A 23,166-nucleotide genomic window follows, 5' to 3' on the forward strand; every position below is an offset into this window, starting at 1 on the left:
AAGAAGCTTAAAATGAAAAATAAAAAAGTTGCATATAGGTTAAAAAACATGAAAATAGGCCAAATATTCAAGTATTTTAGACGAACAAAACACATTACTCTCAAAGAGGCCAGCCAAGGAATTGTTTCTATTCCTTTTTTATCACGTTTTGAAAATGGATTAACGGATATTTCTTTCAGTCATTTACTAGAATTGCTGAACAGAATTAATGTCCAATTGTCAGAATTTGAATTTCTTTATCAACAAAAGAATCCGACTAAAAATGACTTATTACCCGCTTTTCAGCAAGCATATCAAGCTGGAAATATTGATATGCTAAAAAAATATTTATCTGAATGGCAAGAAAAACAAGGCATGTTCGCTAACTTACAGACCATTCAACTAAAAATGATGTTGGTAACCTTGGGTGAAGGCGAACTCACAAAAAAGGAAATTACAATCTTGGTAACCTATTTTCAGAAAATTGATAATTGGACTTTCTTTGAGCTCTATTTATTTGGACACGCTCTTTCATTTCTAGAATTGCCAATCATGCTTAATTTATTCAATGAGTTGCAAAAAAAAGAAATTATCTATGACGATTTCCGCCACGATAATTTCTCAATTCTTTTTTATATCTATAATAATGTTATTTTGCATTTACTAGCCAACAATTACTTTAACCAAGCGCATACATTGGTCAACCACCTAGAAAATCATTTTTGTGCCCGTGATAAAGATTACTACCATAAAACACGACTCTTTAATTTAAAAGGACTGACATTGTATTTACTAGGACAAAAAGAAGCTGGTCTTAAATTGCTAAAAAAAGCTAATCTGATTACCTACTTAACAAATCACGAGGTAAATTTTCTAAAGAATGAAAAAATATACCTTGCAAAGTATCTAACTGTACAAGAATTAACTGACGTTTTTGATTTCTCGCAGATTTCTTATCTAAAGGAGTAGTCGCTACTTGTTCATCTGAAATAAGATCTCTCTCAAAGCCGTATTTAGTGCCTCACTAATTTGCTGTGGATTTTTAGGTAATCTATCCTTAAAAATGGTATCTAGGAGTACACAAAATCCACCAATTGAGTAGATAATTGCGTAATAATATTGATTATCTGCCCTTTTTTGTCTCCATGGAACTCTGATGTTCAAAAGCGTAGCCGCAATCGTTGAAATATGACGAGTTAGTAGTGGAACAAGTAAATTATGGCGGGCTAGCATCACTACTCTCTGACGATGTGGCCAAAGAAAGTTGATAAAACATTTAGAAATATCTTCTGGTTTCATTGGTACACCCGATAAATACTCCTGATAACTATGTAAATATTTTGCTAACATTTCATCCAAAATGGATGTCTTGCTACCAAAATACCGGTAATAGGTTCTGCGTGAATATCCCGATTCCAGAGTTAACTGCTTGATTGTAATATCTTCGAATTGTTCATGCTCAAGCAAACAAAATAGTGCCTCGACAAATGCGTTCTTTGATTACTCAATCATCTTATCTCTAGTCATGGCACAATCTCCCCTTTTTTATGGCACATACGTTACTTGTATTTATTATGCATGAAAATCATAATACACTACAAGTATAGGAGGTTATCAAAATGACAATCTGGTCTTCGTACTGGTTATTACCATTATTATTTATGTTCCACGATTTTGAAGAATTAGTTTTTGTACCCCACTGGCTGCAAAGAAATGACCCAACTATTTATGGCCGTACATTATTTGGTGGAGTAAATCGCTCGGATATCTTGTCCGCTGGAATTTGGGAAGAGTTCTGTATTTACTTAGCACTCTCTGCCATCGCTTACTGGTTCAATTATCCGCTATTAATAGTTGCTGCTACACTCCCTTATTTCTGTCATCTCATAATGCACATCGGCTTTTCACTGATTAAGCATGCTTATGTCCCTGGCGTTGTAACAGCTCTTATTGAAATTCCTGTGACTATTGCCTATTTACTTATCTTAACTAAACTGACATACTCACCATTTTGGCAATGGCTGCTTGTTATTTTCATGATGTTTGTTTTCCTCATAGGTAATCTTAAACTTATTCATTGGCTAATGGCCAAAGTGAATTTGTAAAAAATACCAAGTACCTATCATAATGGGAGTGCTTCATGCAATTCGTTCGGCTAATTCTTTCTGTGATACATTATTTACATCTTCAATATAATTACAAACATTTTATTCTATCACATCCAAGTTCATCTAAACTATCTTGTCCGGGAAATCTCCACCTAAAAGATTTCTAAAAATAGTATTCTTACTATGCAAAGTAGTTCAGTGACATCCAGATTGGTATGCAATGATTCCTAATATCTGTAATCAAGATGTTTAGGAATCATTTTTTCATAAACCGCACTTTAGCAATTTCAGTCTATTTATCATTAAAGAAGTTATCTATTCAAACCATCTCCTAAAAAGCATATAATTAGCCTAAATATTTATCACTTAGGGAGATGTATAAATAATGATTATCCACCGAGCTTTCAAAGACACGGATGCCGTTGAAGTTGCTAATTTGGTCAAAAAAACTATGTTGACTACCAATATTAAAGACTATTCCAAGGAATACTTGGAAAATGATTTGAAAAAATTGACAGCTTTAGACTTTATTGAAAAGGCTAAATATTTTCATTGCTACGTATTTTCAGATAATACTGCTGAAAATAAAATTATCGGTGTGGGTTCAATTGGAGCTTACTGGGGTAAAAAAGATGAAAGTAGTTTCTTCAATATTTTCGTATTGCCGGAATATCAAGGCAAAGGAATTGGCAGACAAATTATTCAAACATTGGAACAAGATACATTCTTTAAAAGAGCTAGAAGAATTGAAGTTCCAGCTTCAATTACAGGACTAAAATTCTATCAAAAAATGGGTTATTCCTTTAAAAACGGCATTGATATAATTGATGATGAAGGCCTCTATCGACTTGAAAAATTTAATCGGACTGAATAAGTTAAATACTACTTCTATTTTTGTTATAACAATTGTTCAACAAGACCTACCAATTTTAAATCAAATTTAAGGAGAGGTTCAATTATGGATATTAAAATACTTGATTCAAATGATTTTTTATCTTTCAAAAGAATTAGACTTTTTGCTTTGAAAAATGATCCTATGGCTTTTGGCTCTAGCTATGAAGAAGAATCGCAAAAGACTGATAGTTACTTTAAAAACAAAATTAAACAAGAAAAAAATAAATTTACAATTGGTTTTTTTGAATCAGGTCAGCTAGTCAATATCGCTTCTTTTACACAACAAAATAATTTAAAGGAGCAGCATAAGGGTGAAATTACCTCTGTTTATTGCTTGAACAATTATAGAAATCAGGGACTTACTAAAAAAGTACTCACTATTTTATTGGATAAAGCATTCTTAATCCCAGAATTAAAAGTTTTAAAAATTACTGTTTTATCTGAAAATGAACCAGCAAAAAAGTTATACAGCAGTCTTGGTTTTAAAAAATATGGTCGAGAGCCTTATTCATTATTTGATGGTGAAAAGTACTATGCTGAGGACTTAATGTACCTAAATTATGAAGCCTTTATAACCCAACAAAATATCATTACTAGTGTAAAATAACTATCATTCTATCGAATTCAAATTTAAGCATAAATTGTTACACGACAACACTCCGAATAAATGCAATATCCTAAGATTCATTTCAGTGTAGCCTAATTGTATTTTAAATTAAAAATACTGGAGTCAGGAAAAATGGATAAATTAATAAGCACCATTATTACGCAAATTTGTTATACAACTTTGGTATATGGACGAATAAATAAAAAATTATATCTCAACTTATCAAACAGTGAAATCAAAGATTTGATAAGTACAACACTATTAAATGCTACTAACATTGAACATATCGGAAAAAATTACTATGTTTATAATCATCCAGCCAACATCAGAATTACAGTTAATGCACATAACTTTCGGGTTATCACAGCTGATAAGTTGGACAAATAACTGAATAAACATTTAGTTCGTTTAGTAGCACCAACAAAAAAGGACCTGATACCAGTTAATTACCAGAATCAGATCCTAACAATTTAAACTTTCTACTTAACTGCTCCACTGACTACCCCAGAAATGATATATCGCTGGAAAAAGATATACATCAATAACACTGGAGCAAGAACTAAGACGTAAGAAGCAAATGCTAGGTTATAGTTAGTTGAAAATTGTCCTTGAAAAACATACTGTGCTAACTGTAAGGTTTGATCTTTCGGATTACTCAACAATACTAGGGGCATCAAAAAGTCATTCCAAGTCCACATAAATGATAAAATAGCCACTGTCGCGTGCATTGGTTTCATCAGTGGGAAAATAACTTTAAAAAATACTTGCAAAGGTGTTGCACCATCTATAACTGCAGCTTCTTCAAGTGCAGTTGGTATTTGTTTAATAAAGCCTGAATAGAGAAAGGTGTTCATTGGAAGTCCGAAAACAATATATAAAAATGTAATCCCAAAGACATTGTCCATATGAAAGGCACTAACTTCTTTAACTAATGGAAGCATTATTACATTGAAAGGAATAAACATTGCACTAATGAAATAATAGTACAAGACATTAAAGAACTTACTTTTTTTACGATTTCTTGTAATTGCATATGCTGCCATTGAGTTAGTTACAATTGTAAAAACAATATTTACAATTGTAATGAAGAAAGTGTTTAAAAACATTCGCGAATAATCTGTCATTTTCCATGCTTCAGAGAAGTTGCTCCATTGAATATGTTTTGGCAATGATAAAACATTACCCATATCACTCGGATTTTTCAATGAAATTACTAGTGCCATATAAAGTGGACCTAGAATAACAAATATCGCTATTACCATTAAAACAGCAGTTAAGGTGTAATTAGGTTTATTTAAGCGTTTCTTCATTAATGTTTTTTTCATTGCAACCTCTCCTCGCGTTTATTCAAAATATTCAATTGCAATAATGAAATCGCTGCAACAATAATGAATAAAACTACCGCATTAGCAGATTGAATTGCAAACTGTGAACTTTGGAAACCTTGTGTGTAGATTAAGACTGAGATTGATGTTGTACTATTTCCGGGACCACCTGAAGTCATTGCCATAATCTGATCAAATACCATTAAATAACCTTTAACGGACAGAACCAAATTAATTGTAAAGAATGGGGCAATCAACGGAAAAGTAATTTTCCAAAAGCGTTTCCATGGAGTTGTTCCATCAATTAAGGCTGCTTCATAGATTTCATCATCAACTGATTGCAATCCCGAAAGATAAATTAAGATATTAAAAGCCATTCCTTGCCAAATAGTTACGATTAAAATACCAACCCAAGCATGGTCAGTTCCCAAAATATTAGTACTAATACTCGACCAATCAAGTGCTTTCCCAAAATTAGGAATCATTGTGCCAAAAATAAAATTGAAAATAAAACCGACAATTAACATCCCCATCATATAAGGAAGAAAGTAAAGTGCTCTTAAAACTTTCTTATATTTAATATTTGCATTTAGCCCCACTGCCAGTGCTAGTGAAATAGCATTAACAAAAATGGTAGCAAATAGTGCAAACTTAAAGGTAAACCAATACGCCTGGCTAATTTGGCTGTTCGAAAACATATAAAGGTAATTTCTTAATCCAACAAAATGCCAACCACCATAACCTGGCCAATCAGTAAAGCTGTAAAATACACCACGTAAAAAAGGTACCGTATGAAAGATAAAAAATAAAATTGCCAGTGGCAGAACCATCAAGTAAGGTGTAATATCACGTTTTTTCTTTAACCTTTCCATAAAATCATTCCTTAATGTTTGCAGAATTAAATGCTTTGTCTGCATTTTCTAATGATTGCGTTATGTTCTTTGAAGCACTCATGCCGGACTTAGCATTAACGCCAGTTTGAGTTAAAACTTTTGTTAAATCTAAAGCACTTGGATAGTAATGATCTGGATAGTTGACAACCTGTCCTTTTTCCAACTGTGAACTAATTCCAGAGACAAGTTTGCTATTTTGTGTAACACCCTTAATGGCTGAAAAAGCAAATTGTTCTTTAGTATATTGCTTAGCATTTCCATTTTCCATTAAAAATTTAACAAATTTTTCAGCGGCTTTAGCATGTTCTGTCTTGTTAGAAATTGCAAGTGCTACATCTACTCCAGAAGTTACTTTATTTTGAGCGGCTTTTTCATTAACAGGTAACATAAACATTCCTAAATCTGCATTCTTGTTTAACTGTGTAATTCCCGGAATAACAAAATTACCATTAACCATCATTGCCGCCTTGTCTTTAGCAAATGCAGCAACACCATCGTTATAAGAAGTTCCAGTATAGTCGTTTTGACCATAATTTAATAATTCCAAATATTTAGCCATGACTTGTTTATGAGTTTTGGCAAAAGTAGTTTTGTTATCCAACCTTTTATTAATCCAATTTTTTGAAATCATATTGGCTGACAATTGGTTAAATACTGCTAAAGTAGTCCAACTATCTTTAAAGGTAAATTCAATCGGTGTAATATTCTTAGATTTGAGAATTTTACAATCATTGATAAATTCACTCCAAGTTGTCGGTGTTTCCGTAATACCAGCTTGAGCAAAAAGTTTTTTATTATAAATAACCCCCGAAGCATTTATTGCGTAAGGAACAGCATATAATTTGTTACCGGAATACAGCGAAGTAATCATTTTCCGATAAACTGGTTGTGTTTTGCTAACATAAGATTGCCCACTTAAATCTTTCAAGACATGTGCTTTTTCTAGTTGTAAAAAGTTGGCATCCCCACCAACAGCCATCACATCAGGAATAGAATTCTTGGATAAGTAACTTTTCAAAACGGTTCCTGCATTAGACGGAGAAGATAACTTGACACTAATATTTGGATTTTGCTTTTCAAATTTACTAATCAGTTTTTTGTAGGTTGAAGCGTTTTCGGTTTTAGTTGAAAAAAATTGCAAAGTTGTTTTTCCATTTGATGAACTTGATGAACTACAACCAGTAAGAAGTAAACTGGCAGCTGCGATTCCAATAACCCCTGATAGAATATATTTGAATTTTTCCTTAAACATATTTGATTACCCTCTTTTTTCTTTTGTTGTCTGACCTAACTCCAAGCTAAAATTCAGTAACTGACTTTTCATTACTTTCCCGTCATTAATACATGCAATCAACTCTGAGCAACTTTGAATACCCATTTGAAAAAAAGGTTGTTTAATTGTTGTCAAAGTTGGAGATACCATTTTGGCTAAACTTGTCCCATCATAACCAGTAATCGAAAGTTCCTTAGGAATTATAATATTGTTCGCAGCAGCCTCAGAAATTGCACCTAAAGCACACTCGTCACTAACACAGCAAATACAACTAATATCAATTGCGTCCTTCAAATAGTTTCGAACAGCTTTTCTACCAGAAGTGAAATCAAAAACCCCAGTTTGAATCCATTCATCCTGAAATTTAATTCCAGCATCAATCAAGGCTTTTTTATACCCTGCAAAACGCGGTTGTCCCGCAACTTTATCTTGTAAATTAGGCCCTGCTAATCCAATCCTTCGGTGTCCAATACTAATTAAATAATTCGTAATTGCATACATTGCTGAATAATCGTCAACCTTGATATAGGGTAAATCTGAATCTGGGACCATAGTCGAAACCAAAATAGTTTTAATATCATTTTTTTCTAAATATGCCGTTTCTACTTGGCTCAACTGGCTTGAAATTATTATCAGTCCATCCACTTTGAACTCATTCATTCTAATGATTTTCTGCAAAATATACTTACTAGCCGATCCAGTATGTGAAATAATAACATCAAAATTCAATTGTTCAGCAACTTCTTCAATTCCATCAATAATCGGATTAGAGAAGCTTGTTGGCACCGTAGGCATAATTACGCCTATAGTTTGGCTTCTTTTCCTAACAAGTGAACGGGCTAATGAATTTTTTGTATAATTCAGCTCTTTTGAAACCGCTTTCACTTTTTGGTAAGTAACCTCTGAATATCCTCCTAAGTCATTTATAACTCTTGAAACTGTCGCAATTGATACTCCTGCTGCTTTTGCAATATCTTTAATGGTGGCCATCCAATCACCTAAACTTTCATTCAACGTAAACGTTTACGTCAATAAAATAACATTACACTAAAAAATTGTCAAGCATCTTAAATAAATACTTTTTATTTTTTGAAATCGCTTGCAAAAAAATAAATGGCGCTTATAATTCTAATTATTAATAAGCTTGGAACGTTCCAAGTTAATATTTTGGAGGTAATATATATGCAAGCAAAGTGGTGGCAAAAAGCAGTTGTGTATCAAGTCTATCCTCGGAGTTTTCAGGATAGCAATCATGATGGTATTGGAGATTTGCAAGGAATTATTCAGCGTCTGCCTTACATCAAAAAACTTGGGGTTGATGTAGTCTGGCTCAATCCTGTTTATAAAACTTCTAACATTGATGGTGGATATGATATTTCTGACTATCAAGCAATTAATCCTGATTTTGGTGATTTATCCGACTTTCAGCAATTAATTACTACAGCTCACAAAATGGACTTAAAAATTATTATGGACTTAGTTGTTAATCATAGTTCTTCTGAACATCATTGGTTCCAAGAATCCAAAAAAAGCAAATCAAATTCTTATCGCGATTACTACATCTGGAGAGATCCCGTTGATGGGCACGAACCTAACAACTGGGGCTCATTCTTTTCTGGACCTGCATGGACATTTGATTCCGCTACAGGTCAGTATTATTTACATTTATTTGCAAAGGAGCAGCCAGATTTAAACTGGGCAAATCCGCAAGTTCGTACATCAGTTTTTGATATGATGAATTGGTGGGCCTTACAAGGAATTGATGGCTTTCGCATGGATGTAATTTCAATGTTGTCAAAACCAACAGATTTGCCCGATGGTCCTAAGACACCCGGAGCTTTATATGGTGATGGTGGAGCCTTAGTTGCTAATGGCAAACATGAACATGAGTATCTTCAAGAAATGAATCAAGAAGTTTTAAGCAAATATAATTGGTTGACTGTTGGCGAAACTGCGGGAGTAACAATTGACGAGGCACAAAAATACGCTGATTTAAAAGGTTCTGAATTGAATATGGTTTTTCAGTTTGAACATATGGGGCTTGATGGCAATTCTGATCCTCGGCTTGGAAAATGGAGTGACCAGAAAACTTCATTAACAGTTTTACGAGATAATCTGGCGAAGTGGCAAACTGCACTAGCAAATAAAGCGTGGAACAGTTTATTTTGGAATAATCATGATCAGCCACGAGTTGTTTCTCGATTTGGAAATGATAGCGAAGAATATCGTGTCTTATCTGCAAAAATGCTTGCTGCAATGTTACATGGTATGCAAGGAACACCCTATATCTATCAAGGCGAAGAAATTGGGATGATTAATACCAACTTCAAATCTCTTGACGAAGTGGTTGACGTAGAAGCTCGTAATGCTTATCATGAGTTAGTTGAAAAAGAGAAAGTGGTTTCCTCAAAAAAGTTACTACATTATTTTTCACAAAGGTCTCGCGATAACGCTCGAACCCCAATGCCATGGAATAATTCTGCACATGCAGGTTTTACTTCCACTCAACCTTGGATGGCATTGAATCCCAATTATTCACAAATTAACGTTGCTGCTGCTCTTTCAGATAAAAACTCAGTCTTTTATTTTTATCAGAAATTAATCAAGATGCGACATGAGTTGGCAGTAATTACTGATGGGGATTTTAAATTAGTTGCTGGAAACAACAGTGACCCAGATGTTTTTGCTTATACCCGAAATAACGCGGACCAACATTTACTTGTTATTTGCAACTATACTCAAAAACAATTAACTCGTCATTATGAATTACCGGCTCAGGCAAGATTGATTGTTCAAAATTACTCAGAAATAGTTGCTGATCAATTGCGACCGTATGAGACTAAAATTTATTTATGGTAGGTTAGTCGTATGACAAATATTAATGATGTTGCTCATTTAGCTGGAGTTTCACGTGGTTCAGTCTCAAATTATCTGAATGGTGCTAAAATGCGAGAAGTGACCTTCAGGAAGATTGCCCAAGCAATTGCTGAACTAGACTATTTACCAAACGGCACTGCGCAAGCTCTTAAAAAAAAGCAAACTAGATATGCTGTATTAATTTTACCCGAAATTAATACTCCTTTTTTTGCAGACTTAACTGAAAAAATTCAAGCTGAATTTCGAAAAAAAGACTTTTCGTTAATATTGTGTACCTCAAGCAATCAATCTACTTTAGAAATTAAATATTTAGAAATGGCTCAAGTCCAAAAAGTCGCTGGGATTATCACAATGTCTTATTCAGATATTCGCCCTTGGTTAAATGCCAATATTCCGCTTGTAACTCTAGAGCATAGTCTAACGGAGCAGATACCCTTAGTAACTTCCGATAATTATACTGGGGGGCGTATTGCCTCTCAAAAATTACGGGCTTTAGGGGTAAAAAAGCCTTTATTTTTGGGAACTAAACCTATTGAAAATTCTTCTTGGGAAAGACGACAAGGGTTCATTGATGATTGTGAGTTTCATCAATATACTGCGCAGCAAGTACTTTTATCCTCTAATAACTCTTTAGCTATGTTAAAAAACTTTATTGCTGAGAACTTTTCTCCCTCCAAAAATAATTTTGACGGTATTTTTGCAGAAAGCGATGCGCTTGCCTACTCTTGTTGGCATATTTTACAGCAAAAAAACATTCTAATTCCTGCACAAGTCCAAATTATTGGATTTGATGGTGCTCCTTGTTATGGAAATCAACCTTTGTTACTCTCATCAATTAAACAGTCAACTGCTCTGTTAGCTAAAGTCGCTGTTGAAAATTTGTTTAGCTTAATCGAACATAGTCCAGTTCCCAACAAAAAAGTGTTGCCTGTTTTTTTTGCTAAAGGGATTACGACCAAAAATTAATTTATGATATACTAACTTAGTTCAATGGTCTCTATAGCGGTTTTACAATTAATATAGAATAGTATACTTTTAATTTATATTTCGTCAAAAAATCTTCTTTGAATTTATTGTTTTCAAAGAAGGTTTTTAGTTTGTTCTCTTAATATTTACTACAAAATTGCAAGTTCTGTTTTGATATCAAAGAAATGAGCCTTATTTAAGTCAAATCCCATGTCAACCGTTTCTCCAGGTTTCATATAATCACGAGCATCAACTTTTGAAACAAACTCTGTCTGTCCAACCTTACTATAAAGCATTGACTCCGCACCTAATAGTTCGGAAACAATAACCTCAGCATGAATTTTAGCCTGTGGGAAAGTTTCAATAAATGTTCCTTCGGTATGAATATCTTCTGGCCGAACACCCAAGGTCATTTTGCTACCTTCATACCCCTTATCTTTCAATACCTTGTATACCCCTTCCGGAACACCTAAATTTAAGTTATCTTGTTCATCAATCACAAAACCGTCTTTCAAAATTACATTAAAGAAGTTCATCGAAGGTGAGCCGATAAAACTAGCTACAAAACGATTATAAGGTTTATAATAAACCTCTTGCGGTGTCCCTACCTGTTGAATTTTACCATCACGCATGATAACAATGCGGTCAGCCATGGTCATTGCTTCCGTCTGATCATGTGTAACGTAGATTGTGGTTGTGTTTAAGCGGCGGTGCAGTTTCGCAATCTCAGATCTCATTGATACCCGCAGCTTTGCATCTAAGTTAGATAACGGTTCATCCATTAAGAAGATTGGTGCATCACGAACAATTGCTCGACCTAAAGCCACTCGCTGTCGCTGACCGCCAGATAACGCAGCGGGTTTTCTTGCTAAAAACTCTGTTAATCCTAAAATGTTAGCAGAATCTTTAACGCGCTTATCAATATCTTCTTTACGATATTTTCTGAGTTTCAACCCAAAAGCCATGTTATCATAGACTGTCATATGTGGATATAATGCATAGTTCTGAAAAACCATTGCGATATCACGATCTTTAGGTGCCCAATCATTAACTACTTTTTCATTAATCAACAATTTACCTTTCGTGATATCCTCCAATCCAGCAATCATTCTTAGGGTTGTTGATTTCCCACATCCGGATGGTCCAACAAAAACAATAAATTCGCGATCCTTAATATCTAAATTAAAATCAGTAACAGCATAAGAGTCTTTTTCAGCATTATCATATTCCTTGTAAATATGTTCTAATTTAAGTTCCGTCATAATTTCACCTTTCCTTTTCCACTTATTTCTATTATTATTTTACTGTAAGCGTTTACTTAAATACAGCTTGAACTGCACAAAATTATTAGTGCAAAATTGTGCATTCTGCCAAAAGTAAAATCAGATGGCAATGTGACACAAGTCGGGAAAATTTGAGTACTAACTCGAAATTACGAACATAGCGAGTACTTTGCTATGAGTAATTCGAAGTTAAACGGAGAATTTTGACTTATGGAACACATTTATCCGGAATAATTAGCGAAGCTGGGTCAAAATTCAACTTTTGGCACAGCCCCCATACTAAAATATTGATATAATTGGAGGATGAATTATGGAACTAACAGAACTTTTGCACCTCTATCCACAAACCTTTATTACTACTGAACAATTATTAACTGATAAATATCTAATTTTCCCCCTAGAAAAGTACTTTGTTAACTTTTTTAGGGATAGTTTATCTCAAACGGAAAGACATCTGCTCGAGACTCTTTTTCGACAAGGTCAAATTACTTTAAATTCAATATCGCCAATTAATGATCCTTGGAGAGCTTACTTAACAAGTCCCGGTACTACGATGCCTGAAACTGATAAATTAGTTCGCCAAATTTCATTTCACTTAGAATTTAAAACAACCGACTTTAAAATTTCCGATTGGTTAACTGCTTTGTCCCAAATATTACCAAATAATTATTTGACAGCTTACTCTTTGAATGAATCAACTGGAATTTTAATTGAAAGCTGCACGAGTCAAAGTTCATCTTTAAGTGAATTAGATGGTATCAGGCAAATGCTAGACGAAGATTTTTCTACTAAATCACACATGTTCATCGGAAACTTCTGGGAACCTTTGGGTGATCTCAAGAGGATTCTCCAGGCCGAAGAGCAAGTATTTGAAAGCGAATGGTCATATTTCCACGGACAAACTTTTAAATTACAACATGTCTTATTTCATTGTTTATATTGTCAAGCTCTACCAACTCAGCTAGTTGATGCCTACTATAAGTATCTTCTAAATTACCCAGAAGTAATTGAAATCATTCCACAACTTTATCGCCAACAAGGTAATGTTAGTTTGGCTGCCAAAAAACTCTATTTACATCGAAATACTATTCAATATCGAATTGAAAAGTTTTACCATGAAACTAGAATTTCCCTCAAACAAATGGATGACTTAGTTTTCTGTTACTTTTTGTTGACTGCACATTCAAATAATTAATTCTTCTATAATTTACAATAATTATCCAACCAGCAGTTCTTCTTCAAAGTTAATTAAATACTACCTTTATTTTGTTATAATACTTGACTAATAGGGCTTTTCTATTTTAAATCAGGTTAAGTAAACATCAGAATCACAGTTAATACACATAACTTTTCTATTCTATCAGCTGTGATAACCCAAAAGTTATGCACAACAATAATTACTTTAAGGAGCATTTTAAAATGACAATTATCTTTGACAAAGCCCGTGAACAAGACTTACAGCAAATCATGGAAATCGAAAATTCTGGCTTTTCTAAAGCTGAAGCTGCAACTAAAGAAAGTATGTTAGAAAGAATTAAAATAATTCCCGATACTTTCATTGTGGCTTACGATGAAAAGCAGCAGCCACTAGGTTATAGTGTGGGCCCGGCATCAACCAAACGCTATCTTTCAGATGAACTCTTTGAAAAATCTACTCCAAATTCCCCACTAGCTCCCTACCAAACAATTCTTAGCTTAGCCGTAGCACCAAATAAACAAAAAATGGGACTCGCGGGACGGTTATTAGCACAATTAGCCACAGTAGCTAAAAATCAAGGACGTCACTTAATAACACTGACTTGCCTAGAAGAATTAGTCCCTTTTTACGAAAAATACGGTTATCGAGTTGACGGAGTTTCTGACTCTAAACATGCTGGCGAAATTTGGTATAACATGACCCGCTTATTTTAAGATAGATAAAGGGCGTGTGACATAAATCAAAAAAATTTAAGTAATAACTCAACATTATGAACATAGCGAGTACTTTGCTATGAGTAATTCGAAGTTAGATGGAATAAATAGTGATGTTGGAACAAAATTTAACTTTTGGTCACCCCTATCTATTCTCAATAATTGATTTTAAATAATAAATTTCTTTTTCTGCCGCCTGTTGCAGTGAATACCTAGGATAAAATCCTTGTTCTCTTATTTGCAAGTCGTTCCACACGCGAGTTGTTGCAAAGGTCTTATATTCATAGGATTGCATATTCTGTTTATCAGTTGTCTCCGGAATATGCTTATAATTTGTTTTTTGCCCCATGATATTATCCATCGTATTTTTCACTTGTATCCACGTTGCATCAAAGCCTTTTACTAAATAAATGCCCGCAAGCTTTTTTTCACCTATTAATGTCATAGCTTGCCCAATATCACGTGTATCAATAAATGAAGTTCTAGCAGCACCTCGGCCAACAATCGGAAATTCTCCTGTTTGATTAAGCTCAAACATCTTGGCAAAGAAAGAATGTTCCCCACGCTCTCCAATGGTACTCGCTGGGCGAACAATCGTAGTCACCATTTTCTTCGTTTTCCCAGCATTTATAACTATTTTTTCACGTTCTTGTTGAAGAATTTGTGTTGGTGTTTTTATAAGTGGCTGGTAGTCTTCATCAATAATTCCTTCTTTTTCAAAACCATAAATAGTAATAGAACTTAATTGAACAAAATGATGGACTCCCTCATTCAATGCAACGTCAACTAACACCTTTGTTAAAGAAATCTCTATAGCATTTCCTCCATTTTTAGACAGTGCTTTGGTTGATGCTGTACAATTATAAACAATATCTTGGCTTTTCATTGCAGCACTTATTTGCGATAAATCATTATAATTGACTCGTACAACATGTATTCCTTGTTCTTCTAGAAAAGAGGCGTTACTTGTTGGGCGGACAACGGCTGTCACATTATGTTTAGCCTGAAATAAAGAACTGACAACATGACTTCCAATAAAACCACTAGCTCCGAATACAACTACTTTCATCTTTTAACCACTCCATTCGTTATTTATTAACTATCTTAAATGAAGTAGTATAGATAATATAGTACTGACTTTTCTTATATGTACTAACAAAAACTAAAGTATTGGGGGTAATTTTATGACTATTGATCAACCAGAATATCCATGCCCAATTGAGAAAACTATCCACACAGTTGGCGGAAAATGGACTTTTTTAATTTTAAGGAATATGTTCCAAGGCGAAAAACGCTTTAATCAATTACAAAGAAATTTGGATAGTATCAGTCCTCGTACACTATCTTCTCGTCTAAAAGAACTAGAGAATGCTCATATTATTACTCGCCGTGTCTTCCCAGAAACACCACCACATGTTGAGTATAGTCTGACCGCAAAGGGTGAAGATTTACGCCCGATTTTTGAAGCAATGCAAACTTGGGGAAATAAATGGGAGATTATGAAACATAAATTATAAAGCTTTTGTAATATATATCAAAAAAGAGTAAGCAGATAAGTTTGCCTACTCTTTTTTGATGCCAGCACTTAGTCAAAAACATCTATGATTTTAATTGCTTGATGTTTAAAAACTACATTATTATCTCATCTTACAAAATAAATCAGCTAGTCTTGCAACGAATGTGGCTTCCCCTCTTGCTGCAACACATCTTGAACAGCAAGCCTTTTTCTCATAGTAGTATCAAATCTTTGCAAGTTCCCTAAGCCATTGAACTCATATTCTAACCTGTAAAGCCAATTAGTCATAACAAATAAATAAGTATCAGGTACGGAAAAATGGCTATTAACCAAGTACTCTTGTTGTCCTAATTGGGTATCAACAAATTTAAGCCTTGGAAAAACTCGTTTGTACACTAACTCTTTAGATTCAATTGTGTTTGGCAGCCAATTGCCCTTTCTGAAAGGCGAAATAAAGTTTTTATGCAATTCAGTTGCAATATAATTCAACCATGTTCTTTGCTGCCAATAGGTTGTACTCCCATATTCACCAATCAAGTTTTGTGCAGGAACTTTATGAGCAATATATTCTAAAACAACTGCACATTCAGTTAGAATTTCACCGTTATCTAACTCAAGAGCAGGTACATATGATTTAGAATTAATTAAGTTATAATCACCATTATTCCATGTTTTCATATCTAAATTTACTTTCTCAAGGCCATATTTCAAACCGCTTTCCTCTAATAAAATATGTACTGCTAACGAGCTTGCTCCTGAAGCATAAAATAATTTCATAGTATCTCTCCTCTTATTTCTATAATTATCGAAATACGTTCTTAAAAAAAAGACTCATAATGAGTCCAAAAGATTAGGCAAGTACTGCCTAAATGTCGCTTTATTTAACGACAAATACTTAGTCTGTGCCTGCTGCCTTGTCGTCGTTAGTCCTGCCTTGCGTAGCGCTTTAAAGTGATATGAAACGGTCGATGGAGCAATCTGCAATAATTCACTAACTTGACTACAGGTCAACTCTTTATCACTATTCCTCAGGATTTTAATAATCTTAATCCGATTGGGCTCACTCAAGGCTCGAAACAACTCAGCTACCTTTTCTTCTTTGCTTATTTCGATATTCATAAAAACAGTGTACACTCTTACTTCTTCAAATTCAATGAAATAATATCAATACATTAAAAAGAATCCCATGCCTTTTGTAGTTGTTAACCTATTTTTTTCTGTTTTCCAATAAAATTACACCAAAGAACACTACCGCCGCAAATAGAAATTGAAGACCAACTGACATCATTTTAAACATCAAGAGTATCGCACCTATAATTACAAATAATGTCGGTAAAATAAGTGCATACTTCTTTCCTTTGTCACCAGATATGTACTTCTGCCACTCATATTTTAATCCAAGCGAATATGCCTTATCAAAATTATTCAAATCACTCAAAGCCGAAATGGTACATAATAAAATTAATAGGATAAATAAAGATAACCCTCCACTAATCTTAAATAAGTCAAACAAATTTCCTAATAAAACTACAAGTAAGATTACATCAATTAATAAGAGGTTCCGACGAACTGGTCTCAGTTCTTCTGAAACTTCTTTCTTCTCCAAACTTTCACGCATTCCGACATCCTCCTTCAATAAAATATCTAATGAAATATGGTAATAATCGCTTAATTTGATGAGACTTGAAATATCAGGATAAGTCTTCTCATTCTCCCAGCTAGAGATAGTTTGTCTTGTAATAAAAAAATCATTTGCAACTTGTTCTTGGGTCAAATCCATTTCTATCCTTGCCCGCTTTAACCGCTCACTAAATTTCATTAAATCTCCTCCTATGTTCACTCTTAATTGTGCCTATACAAAAAGAAAAGGGCAAGCAGAGATTCATTGCTTCCTCTTTTCTTCTTGTTAAATTTCTAAATTATCATTAAGCTCAAGAATTTCTTCTTACAATTTTGCTTTCTATAAAAGCAGCTAAATTGTTCAAATTAGTATTAAATGAATACTTTGCAATTGGTGCTAATAATTTTAAAGGTAAGAATATATCTGCTTGTTTTTCTACATAGACATCTTCTTGAATCGTTGTTTGCCTATCCTGACCTGATAACAAAAATACAATTCGATACTCAAGTCTGCCGCCTTTACTATTGTATGTCACACTATTATTACCCTTTTCCACTGTAATAGTTTCTTGTTGATTCAAAGCAGGTGCTACCCGTGTAATACTGAAATCATGATTTCCCTTCTCTACCGTTGTAATTTCTGGAATCCACTTCAGCAAGTTTTCTGGGCTTTCTAAAATTTTCCTAACCTCTTCTTCCTCTGCATTAACTAAAACAACATTTGAAAATAATTTTTGATCCATAATCAAGACCTCCTCATAAGTATGGTCTTAATTTAGCGTATCTTGATAATTTTTAAAAATCAGAATACTGATATTTAGAAATCATCAAAGACTCTTTCATCAAAAAGGTTCTTGAAAAGGTCACTGCGTTTCTGTGCTTCTAACTGCTGATCCAAATTCTCGCTGTTTTTTGCAATCTGTGCAAGAAGACAGTAGCAATTAGCAAGCATATAATGAGAATTATGTGTAGTACTGAATCTAATACCTGCTTGAATCCACTTTAAGGCATCCTTATTATTATCAAATTCTAAATAGATTAATGCTGCAATGTAAAAAACAATATTTAAGTTTTCCTCATAAAAAACTTTATCAACTTTTTCAGTAGCTTGTCTCAAAAGATCTAATGCTCGTGTTTGTTGACTTGCTTTTGCCTCTGTCAAAGCTAAAGAAATAAGAGCTACCCGAGTTAGAGTTGTCCTAGTCAACTGCTCTTCGCCACTGGCAATCGCTAATTGCAGATTTTGCCTGGCATTACTCAAATTTGAATCCACATGCCAACAAGCAACACCTAGATAATAATAATATGCTTGGCTTTGTTCCGCCGTTTGGATTTGATCAAAAGTTTCAGAATTCATTAAAAAGGCCTTTAATTCAACATATTTATGCTGATTACATAAATAAGAAAGCTTATTATTAAAGTTTTGGCTACTAGAAATATCAAAATCACTAGCTAAGCTAACGTCATTCAAGTTAATTGCTAATTTTTTACAAAGTGCCAGTAACAACGCTGCATTCGGAGTATATTTTCCATGTTCAATTGCAGATAACATTGATTGTGAGCAAATGTTACTAGCAACCTCTTTTTGAGAAAGTTTTTGTTTCTCGCGAATTTTCTTTAAAGAAACTCCAAGTTGATTTTTCATGACTACCTCCAACTATAATTAAAATCCATTATCTTTTTCGAAATTATTGTACCATACCCCCTCACAATCATTTAAGGTTCACACTAAAATAATTACAGATGTAACATGATAATTGCGTTACATTTAAACCATTTGGTATTAATTTAAATTTATCAAGGAGGTTATATCTATGGAATTCCATAATATTTTGCGCAATAAAAGAAAAGATTTCAATCTAACTCAACAAGAACTTGCAGACCAGTTACATGTCACACGGCAAACCCTTTCGCGCTGGGAAAACGACCTAAGCTATCCAAATCTTGACACGCTAATTCAACTCGGTGAAATTCTTGATATTCCTCTTGATAATTTACTTAAAGGTGGAGAAAATCAAATGGTAAAACAGCTTAGTAATGATGTTCGGGATAAGAAAAAATATGGGCTTTACTTGCGAATAATTCTTAGCTTTTTAATTCTATTAATCGTTTAGCTCGTAATCTTAGGATATGGGCGAGCTACCCAAAATCAGTGGATTGATCTCTCTAATCCATTCTTGAAAACCCAGTACGGTTATGCAATATTACCCGGGAAAGTTTCTGAGAAAAAGCAATGGTCAGATGTTATTGATTCAGGAAGTAAGGATAGTCATGGGGAACTCGTCTCTGTCCCACAAAAGGTTGATGCCTTCGTTTCTGATTCCCCACTTGGAAGCGGAAGTTGGCTTAAATTCAGTACTGGAAGGTACAATAAAAATGAACGCTGGGCTCTCATTGCTCATAAGGGTTCATATGTCTACTCAATTCGCTTATTATCCCATAAACAGATTCCTCTTTTGATGCGTGAACAAGTAGGCACTTTTTATGTTTCATATAATTCAAAGAGCGAACCTCGTTTAGCAAGACGATTCACTTGGTGGCCATTTAATTAATCATTTATAAATATCATTCTTATCCACTTTTTAATAAAAAGCCTAAGAAAAGGTCTTTGAAATTTCAAAAAAACAGATTAATATTAGAATTGAATCCAATTTCAAAATACATGTTTGTTTTTTTGATCTCTTTTTTCAATTCTAATATAAGGTAGGTTTTGCTGTTGAACAAATATCTCTTTAAGTTAACTCATATTTCTTTGCTTCAATTTTGCATGGTATTTCTACAAAAGCTTTCATTTAATAACAAACAAATTTGTACTTTATTGGAAACATTCAGCACGCAAAATCGAAGACTACCAAATTACGAACAGGCTATTCAGTATCTAGACAAACTAAATCCGGATTCTCAAAATTCAGCTATCAAAGCATGCACCTTAGAAGATAATAATTATCACTATGATTTAAAAATAATTGTTGCTGCCTATAATGCTGCAAGCACAATTGAAGAATGTATATCATCCATCTTGAATCAAAAAACAAAATATTCCTTGTTAGTTGAGATTGTTGATGATGGTTCAACTGATAAAACCAAACAATTATTAAAAAAATACACTAATAACGACAACGTAATCGTTACCAGCCAAAAAAACCAAGGATTTTCAGGAGCTAGAAATACTGGTTTAAAAATAATTAATGCAAAATACCTTTGTTTTGTTGATTCAGATGATCTTTTAGAAGATTGTTTTGCAGAGACTTTGCTGGACAAAGCATTCGCAGAACAAGCCGATATCGTTGCTGGGGGTTATCAGCAATTCAATCATTCTGGAGTCATAAGTGAATTTGATTATCAAAACAAAAATGAGTTTAATCCTTACGAATTGTATGGCTACCCTTGGGGCAAAATCTATCGTGTTGATTTATTCAATAGAATTGACTTCCCTGAAGATTATTGGTTTGAGGATACAATGTTGATTTACCTAATTTATGGTCAAAGCCAAACGACTTGTACTGTTGCAGATCTCGTCTACAGATATCGCAGCAACCAAAATGGAATCACTGCAATAGCTGCAACAAAGCCAAAAGCAATTGACTCGCTATGGGTGACCCGGCAGTTATTGTTCGATAGAAAAAAATTAGGCCTCGATTTTAATGAAGAAATCTACAAAGTTACTTTACAGCAAATCTGTACTAATTTTATTAGATGTCGCTTCCTTGGTGGCCAAGTTCAAAGAGCTGTCTTCGTTGTCCAACAGCAGCTTATTAATGATTACTTTGAAAATTCTGAACTTAAAGAAGATGGTTACTTAAAAATGATAGAAAAAGCCATTAAATCTAATAATTATCTAGCATTTACAGTCTATGCTTACTCAACAGCAGCTTAAAAATTATTTTTATCACTCAATTGGTCAATCATACCAAACTAGTAAAAAGCGAAAGCGAAAGTGAGTGCTTATAAATGGATAATTATGAATTTATTACGGATATAACTAACTACAAATTTTACACTAATGCAAATACTCGCCAAGTTTTGCAGCAACAATTTCCTTCAAAAAAAAATCGCGAGTATCAACTTTCGGCGACAGAATTTATTGAGTTTTTGAATTGTTTGTCTATTTATAATTATCATATGAATTCAAAATTATTTTTGAACATCTTATCTAAGAAATACTTAAATATAGGCAATCGAATTATAAAGTAATCCTTTATTTTACATTAAGATTACAGTCCTTCTTATAAGCCATCTGACAAATATTCTGTGTTATTCTTAGAGTTGGGGATGTTTATTAGAGAAAAAATACTTATAGGAGGAAATATGGATAAACATCATAACGAAAAGATTCATTATAAAATGTATAAATCCGGTAAATACTGGATATACAGCATGGTAGCAATTTCATCTATCGTTATCGGTTTACAACTAAAACCGATTCATACATTGAAAGTCAAGGCTGATAGCATTGCTTCAGTTAATAGTTCCATTACAAGCAGCGGTACTTCCAGCAGCTCTAGTTCTGACAGTTCTTCTAGTACAAGCTCTGACTCGAGTTCAATGGTTGGGGATAGTTCGAGTTCTGATACTAGTCAATCTTCTGATACGGCCAGCACTTCTAGCTCTCAAAGTAATGCTGACATTGTGTCCACTGCCACTTCTGCTAGTGCAAGTTCTGCTTCAGCTTCTGGGGATAGCTCAAGCTCTGACACAAGCAGTACGTCAAGTTCGCAAAGTGATACAGATACAGATACCGCCTCTACTGCAACTTCTTCCAGTGTGGATGCTGCTTCAGCTTCTGAAGCTAGCTCAAGCTCTGACACTAGTCAAACCGCTGATACAAGCAGTACGTCAAGTTCGCAAAGTGATACGGACACCGTTTCCACTGCCACTTCTGCTAGTCCAAGTTCTGACACTAGTCAAGCCGCTGATACAAGCAGTACGTCAAGTTCACAAAGTGATACGGACACCGCTTCCACTGCCACTTCTGCTAGTGTAAGTTCAAGTTCTACTGTTACAGTAACTTCTAGTTCTACTACAAGTAAGGCTTCCAAAGCAACTACCAGTACCTCTAGTACTAGCACAACGGGAACACTGACAGATAGTGAACTTGAAGCTGCAATTGCTAAAATTGAAGCAGCTAATACTTCTACTTACAGTTCAAAAGTTTCTTCTTTCCTTAACAAAATTATTTCTGGTGCGATTGAAGGATGGATTAAATATAAAATTCTCCCATCTGTGACCGCAGCTCAAGCGATTCTTGAAAGCAGTTGGGGGACATCGACATTGGCTACTACATACCACAATTTATTTGGTATCAAGGCCGGTAGTTCTTGGACTGGAACAACGGTAACATTGAAAACTTCTGAATATTACAGTGGATCGTATCACACCGTATATGCTAAATTTCGTGTATACGATAGTGACAGCGACAGTATTACTGATCATGCTGAATTGTTAGCGAATAGTTCGCGCTATAGTAATTTAGTCGGTGAAACAGATTCTGATACAGTTGCAACATTAATCTATGAAGATGGTTATGCAACTGATACTAGTTACACTTCGAAATTAGAAGAAATAATAGCAGAATATGACTTGACTGCTTGGGACGAATTGGCATTTGAATACAGTGGAACAACCAGTTCATCGACTGATTCTTCATCTAGCTCAAGCTCATCAACTAGTTCAAGTACAACAGCCTCTTCATCGACTAGTTCCAGCTCGTCGTCAACTTACACTGTTAAATCAGGAGATACTTTGTCTAAGATTGCGAATACCTACAGTACGACCGTCAGCAAGTTAGTCTCACTTAATAGTCTTAGTGATGCAGACAAAATCTATGTTGGACAGGTTTTGAAGTTGAGCAGCAGTTCATCATCATCGACGACATCATCTAGCTCATCAACTAGTTCGAGTTCGTCGTCTTCTA

26 protein-coding genes are annotated in these 23,166 nt (G+C 34.1%); 14 read left to right on the forward strand and 12 right to left on the reverse strand.

Translation table 11 applies throughout. The annotated features are described in order from the left end of the window. The first annotated feature begins 12 nt into the window (after positions 1-12). Positions 13-948 carry a helix-turn-helix domain-containing protein gene (locus ABF682_RS01565; protein ID WP_289979866.1) on the forward strand — a complete coding sequence of 312 codons (936 nt, stop codon included), beginning with the start codon at positions 13-15 and terminating at the stop codon, positions 946-948. Positions 949-951: 3 nt separating this feature from the next. Here the strand turns inward: ABF682_RS01565 and ABF682_RS01570 are convergent, their stop codons facing one another. Next, positions 952-1,446 (reverse strand): TetR/AcrR family transcriptional regulator, encoded by a 495-nt coding sequence (locus tag ABF682_RS01570; protein ID WP_415618792.1) that lies wholly within the window; start codon positions 1,444-1,446, stop codon positions 952-954. A gap of 152 nt (positions 1,447-1,598) precedes the next feature. Here ABF682_RS01570 and ABF682_RS01575 point away from each other — a divergent pair, with 152 nt between their 5' ends. From ABF682_RS01575 to ABF682_RS01590, 4 genes are all read left to right on the forward strand, one after another. Further along, positions 1,599-2,084 carry an HXXEE domain-containing protein gene (locus ABF682_RS01575; RefSeq protein WP_415618793.1) on the forward strand — a complete coding sequence of 162 codons (486 nt, stop codon included), beginning with the start codon at positions 1,599-1,601 and terminating at the stop codon, positions 2,082-2,084. Positions 2,085-2,472: 388 nt separating this feature from the next. After that, the gene (locus tag ABF682_RS01580; protein ID WP_289979871.1) at positions 2,473-2,961 is read left to right on the forward strand and encodes a GNAT family N-acetyltransferase; all 489 of its coding nucleotides are present in this window, start codon (positions 2,473-2,475) and stop codon (positions 2,959-2,961) included. 84 nt (positions 2,962-3,045) lie between these two features. After that, positions 3,046-3,588, forward strand: a complete 543-nt coding sequence (locus tag ABF682_RS01585) for a GNAT family N-acetyltransferase (protein WP_415618794.1) — start codon at positions 3,046-3,048, stop codon at positions 3,586-3,588. 132 nt (positions 3,589-3,720) lie between these two features. Then, a complete protein-coding gene (locus tag ABF682_RS01590) occupies positions 3,721-3,975 on the forward strand; it encodes a DUF3781 domain-containing protein (protein ID WP_415618795.1) in 255 nt (84 codons plus the stop codon). 92 nt (positions 3,976-4,067) lie between these two features. Here ABF682_RS01590 and ABF682_RS01595 read toward each other — a convergent pair whose 3' ends face one another. The 4 genes from ABF682_RS01595 to ABF682_RS01610 are packed head-to-tail and all read right to left on the reverse strand — an operon-like array spanning position 4,068 to position 8,069. Further along, on the reverse strand, positions 4,068-4,913 hold the full coding sequence (locus tag ABF682_RS01595; RefSeq protein WP_415618796.1) for a carbohydrate ABC transporter permease: 846 nt from the start codon (positions 4,911-4,913) through the stop codon (positions 4,068-4,070). Further along, on the reverse strand, positions 4,910-5,785 hold the full coding sequence (locus ABF682_RS01600) for a carbohydrate ABC transporter permease (protein WP_289979878.1): 876 nt from the start codon (positions 5,783-5,785) through the stop codon (positions 4,910-4,912). Before ABF682_RS01600 ends, ABF682_RS01595 begins: the two co-directional genes overlap by 4 nt. A gap of 4 nt (positions 5,786-5,789) precedes the next feature. Then, positions 5,790-7,058, reverse strand: coding sequence for an ABC transporter substrate-binding protein (locus ABF682_RS01605; RefSeq protein WP_415618797.1), 1,269 nt, complete (start codon positions 7,056-7,058; stop codon positions 5,790-5,792). 6 nt (positions 7,059-7,064) lie between these two features. Continuing rightward, entirely contained in the window at positions 7,065-8,069 is a 1,005-nt protein-coding gene (locus tag ABF682_RS01610) for a LacI family DNA-binding transcriptional regulator (protein WP_289979881.1), read from the reverse strand. 192 nt (positions 8,070-8,261) lie between these two features. On the opposite strand from ABF682_RS01610, the gene ABF682_RS01615 reads away from it, so the two are divergent. Both ABF682_RS01615 and ABF682_RS01620 read left to right on the forward strand, forming a co-directional pair. Further along, entirely contained in the window at positions 8,262-9,938 is a 1,677-nt protein-coding gene (locus ABF682_RS01615) for an alpha-glucosidase (RefSeq protein ID WP_415618798.1), read from the forward strand. Between the two features lie 9 nt (positions 9,939-9,947). Then, a complete protein-coding gene (locus ABF682_RS01620) occupies positions 9,948-10,922 on the forward strand; it encodes a LacI family DNA-binding transcriptional regulator (protein WP_415618799.1) in 975 nt (324 codons plus the stop codon). A gap of 149 nt (positions 10,923-11,071) precedes the next feature. Here ABF682_RS01620 and ABF682_RS01625 read toward each other — a convergent pair whose 3' ends face one another. Next, complete coding sequence (locus ABF682_RS01625; RefSeq protein WP_289979889.1) at positions 11,072-12,184, reverse strand: ABC transporter ATP-binding protein; 1,113 nt, start codon at positions 12,182-12,184, stop codon at positions 11,072-11,074. A gap of 331 nt (positions 12,185-12,515) precedes the next feature. Between ABF682_RS01625 and ABF682_RS01630 the strand changes: the two genes are divergently transcribed. Both ABF682_RS01630 and ABF682_RS01635 read left to right on the forward strand, forming a co-directional pair. Beyond that, a complete protein-coding gene (locus tag ABF682_RS01630) occupies positions 12,516-13,400 on the forward strand; it encodes a helix-turn-helix domain-containing protein (RefSeq protein ID WP_415618800.1) in 885 nt (294 codons plus the stop codon). Positions 13,401-13,624: 224 nt separating this feature from the next. Continuing rightward, positions 13,625-14,116, forward strand: coding sequence for a GNAT family N-acetyltransferase (locus ABF682_RS01635; RefSeq protein WP_415618801.1), 492 nt, complete (start codon positions 13,625-13,627; stop codon positions 14,114-14,116). Between the two features lie 145 nt (positions 14,117-14,261). Here the strand turns inward: ABF682_RS01635 and ABF682_RS01640 are convergent, their stop codons facing one another. Beyond that, entirely contained in the window at positions 14,262-15,185 is a 924-nt protein-coding gene (locus ABF682_RS01640; protein WP_415618802.1) for an NAD-dependent epimerase/dehydratase family protein, read from the reverse strand. Positions 15,186-15,300: 115 nt separating this feature from the next. On the opposite strand from ABF682_RS01640, the gene ABF682_RS01645 reads away from it, so the two are divergent. Next, positions 15,301-15,633 (forward strand): winged helix-turn-helix transcriptional regulator, encoded by a 333-nt coding sequence (locus tag ABF682_RS01645; protein WP_289979897.1) that lies wholly within the window; start codon positions 15,301-15,303, stop codon positions 15,631-15,633. A 146-nt stretch (positions 15,634-15,779) separates the two neighbouring features. Here the strand turns inward: ABF682_RS01645 and ABF682_RS01650 are convergent, their stop codons facing one another. From ABF682_RS01650 to ABF682_RS01670, 5 genes are all read right to left on the reverse strand, one after another. Next, on the reverse strand, positions 15,780-16,409 hold the full coding sequence (locus ABF682_RS01650) for a glutathione S-transferase N-terminal domain-containing protein (protein ID WP_289979907.1): 630 nt from the start codon (positions 16,407-16,409) through the stop codon (positions 15,780-15,782). Between the two features lie 54 nt (positions 16,410-16,463). Next, positions 16,464-16,751: an ArsR/SmtB family transcription factor gene (locus ABF682_RS01655; protein ID WP_415618867.1), complete on the reverse strand. Its 288-nt coding sequence runs from the start codon at positions 16,749-16,751 to the stop codon at positions 16,464-16,466. 88 nt (positions 16,752-16,839) lie between these two features. Further along, positions 16,840-17,451, reverse strand: coding sequence for a helix-turn-helix domain-containing protein (locus tag ABF682_RS01660; protein WP_415618803.1), 612 nt, complete (start codon positions 17,449-17,451; stop codon positions 16,840-16,842). A 112-nt stretch (positions 17,452-17,563) separates the two neighbouring features. Then, positions 17,564-17,995 carry an SRPBCC family protein gene (locus tag ABF682_RS01665; RefSeq protein ID WP_289979912.1) on the reverse strand — a complete coding sequence of 144 codons (432 nt, stop codon included), beginning with the start codon at positions 17,993-17,995 and terminating at the stop codon, positions 17,564-17,566. Between the two features lie 74 nt (positions 17,996-18,069). After that, on the reverse strand, positions 18,070-18,897 hold the full coding sequence (locus ABF682_RS01670; protein WP_415618804.1) for a helix-turn-helix transcriptional regulator: 828 nt from the start codon (positions 18,895-18,897) through the stop codon (positions 18,070-18,072). A 169-nt stretch (positions 18,898-19,066) separates the two neighbouring features. Between ABF682_RS01670 and ABF682_RS01675 the strand changes: the two genes are divergently transcribed. The 4 genes from ABF682_RS01675 to ABF682_RS01690 all read left to right on the forward strand — a co-directional run. Continuing rightward, positions 19,067-19,366: a helix-turn-helix domain-containing protein gene (locus ABF682_RS01675; protein ID WP_415618805.1), complete on the forward strand. Its 300-nt coding sequence runs from the start codon at positions 19,067-19,069 to the stop codon at positions 19,364-19,366. A gap of 63 nt (positions 19,367-19,429) precedes the next feature. Then, positions 19,430-19,804 carry a hypothetical protein gene (locus tag ABF682_RS01680; protein WP_415618806.1) on the forward strand — a complete coding sequence of 125 codons (375 nt, stop codon included), beginning with the start codon at positions 19,430-19,432 and terminating at the stop codon, positions 19,802-19,804. 164 nt (positions 19,805-19,968) lie between these two features. Beyond that, the gene (locus tag ABF682_RS01685) at positions 19,969-21,129 is read left to right on the forward strand and encodes a glycosyltransferase family 2 protein (RefSeq protein WP_415618807.1); all 1,161 of its coding nucleotides are present in this window, start codon (positions 19,969-19,971) and stop codon (positions 21,127-21,129) included. 431 nt (positions 21,130-21,560) lie between these two features. Further along, on the forward strand, positions 21,561-23,166 hold a 1,606-nt coding region (locus ABF682_RS01690), incomplete at its 3' end, for a glucosaminidase domain-containing protein (RefSeq protein ID WP_415618808.1).

Source organism: Liquorilactobacillus sp. (assembly GCF_047719775.1).
Taxonomy (GTDB): domain Bacteria; phylum Bacillota; class Bacilli; order Lactobacillales; family Lactobacillaceae; genus Liquorilactobacillus.

Bases quoted from the DNA above. Each gene is read 5' to 3' on its own strand.
- ABF682_RS01635 (WP_415618801.1), top strand. From the start codon at position 13,625: ATGACAATTATCTTTGACAAAGCCCGTGAACAAGACTTACAGCAAATC.
- ABF682_RS01675 (WP_415618805.1), top strand. From the start codon at position 19,067: ATGGAATTCCATAATATTTTGCGCAATAAAAGAAAAGATTTCAATCTA.
- ABF682_RS01620 (WP_415618799.1), top strand. From the start codon at position 9,948: ATGACAAATATTAATGATGTTGCTCATTTAGCTGGAGTTTCACGTGGT.
- ABF682_RS01670 (WP_415618804.1), bottom strand. From the start codon at position 18,897: ATGAAAAATCAACTTGGAGTTTCTTTAAAGAAAATTCGCGAGAAACAA.
- ABF682_RS01645 (WP_289979897.1), top strand. From the start codon at position 15,301: ATGACTATTGATCAACCAGAATATCCATGCCCAATTGAGAAAACTATC.
- ABF682_RS01630 (WP_415618800.1), top strand. From the start codon at position 12,516: ATGGAACTAACAGAACTTTTGCACCTCTATCCACAAACCTTTATTACT.
- ABF682_RS01615 (WP_415618798.1), top strand. From the start codon at position 8,262: ATGCAAGCAAAGTGGTGGCAAAAAGCAGTTGTGTATCAAGTCTATCCT.
- ABF682_RS01640 (WP_415618802.1), bottom strand. From the start codon at position 15,185: ATGAAAGTAGTTGTATTCGGAGCTAGTGGTTTTATTGGAAGTCATGTT.
- ABF682_RS01565 (WP_289979866.1), top strand. From the start codon at position 13: ATGAAAAATAAAAAAGTTGCATATAGGTTAAAAAACATGAAAATAGGC.
- ABF682_RS01575 (WP_415618793.1), top strand. From the start codon at position 1,599: ATGACAATCTGGTCTTCGTACTGGTTATTACCATTATTATTTATGTTC.
- ABF682_RS01655 (WP_415618867.1), bottom strand. From the start codon at position 16,751: ATGAATATCGAAATAAGCAAAGAAGAAAAGGTAGCTGAGTTGTTTCGA.
- ABF682_RS01595 (WP_415618796.1), bottom strand. From the start codon at position 4,913: ATGAAAAAAACATTAATGAAGAAACGCTTAAATAAACCTAATTACACC.
- ABF682_RS01580 (WP_289979871.1), top strand. From the start codon at position 2,473: ATGATTATCCACCGAGCTTTCAAAGACACGGATGCCGTTGAAGTTGCT.
- ABF682_RS01605 (WP_415618797.1), bottom strand. From the start codon at position 7,058: ATGTTTAAGGAAAAATTCAAATATATTCTATCAGGGGTTATTGGAATC.
- ABF682_RS01650 (WP_289979907.1), bottom strand. From the start codon at position 16,409: ATGAAATTATTTTATGCTTCAGGAGCAAGCTCGTTAGCAGTACATATT.
- ABF682_RS01665 (WP_289979912.1), bottom strand. From the start codon at position 17,995: ATGGATCAAAAATTATTTTCAAATGTTGTTTTAGTTAATGCAGAGGAA.
- ABF682_RS01610 (WP_289979881.1), bottom strand. From the start codon at position 8,069: ATGGCCACCATTAAAGATATTGCAAAAGCAGCAGGAGTATCAATTGCG.
- ABF682_RS01590 (WP_415618795.1), top strand. From the start codon at position 3,721: ATGGATAAATTAATAAGCACCATTATTACGCAAATTTGTTATACAACT.
- ABF682_RS01660 (WP_415618803.1), bottom strand. From the start codon at position 17,451: ATGAAATTTAGTGAGCGGTTAAAGCGGGCAAGGATAGAAATGGATTTG.
- ABF682_RS01600 (WP_289979878.1), bottom strand. From the start codon at position 5,785: ATGGAAAGGTTAAAGAAAAAACGTGATATTACACCTTACTTGATGGTT.
- ABF682_RS01625 (WP_289979889.1), bottom strand. From the start codon at position 12,184: ATGACGGAACTTAAATTAGAACATATTTACAAGGAATATGATAATGCT.
- ABF682_RS01585 (WP_415618794.1), top strand. From the start codon at position 3,046: ATGGATATTAAAATACTTGATTCAAATGATTTTTTATCTTTCAAAAGA.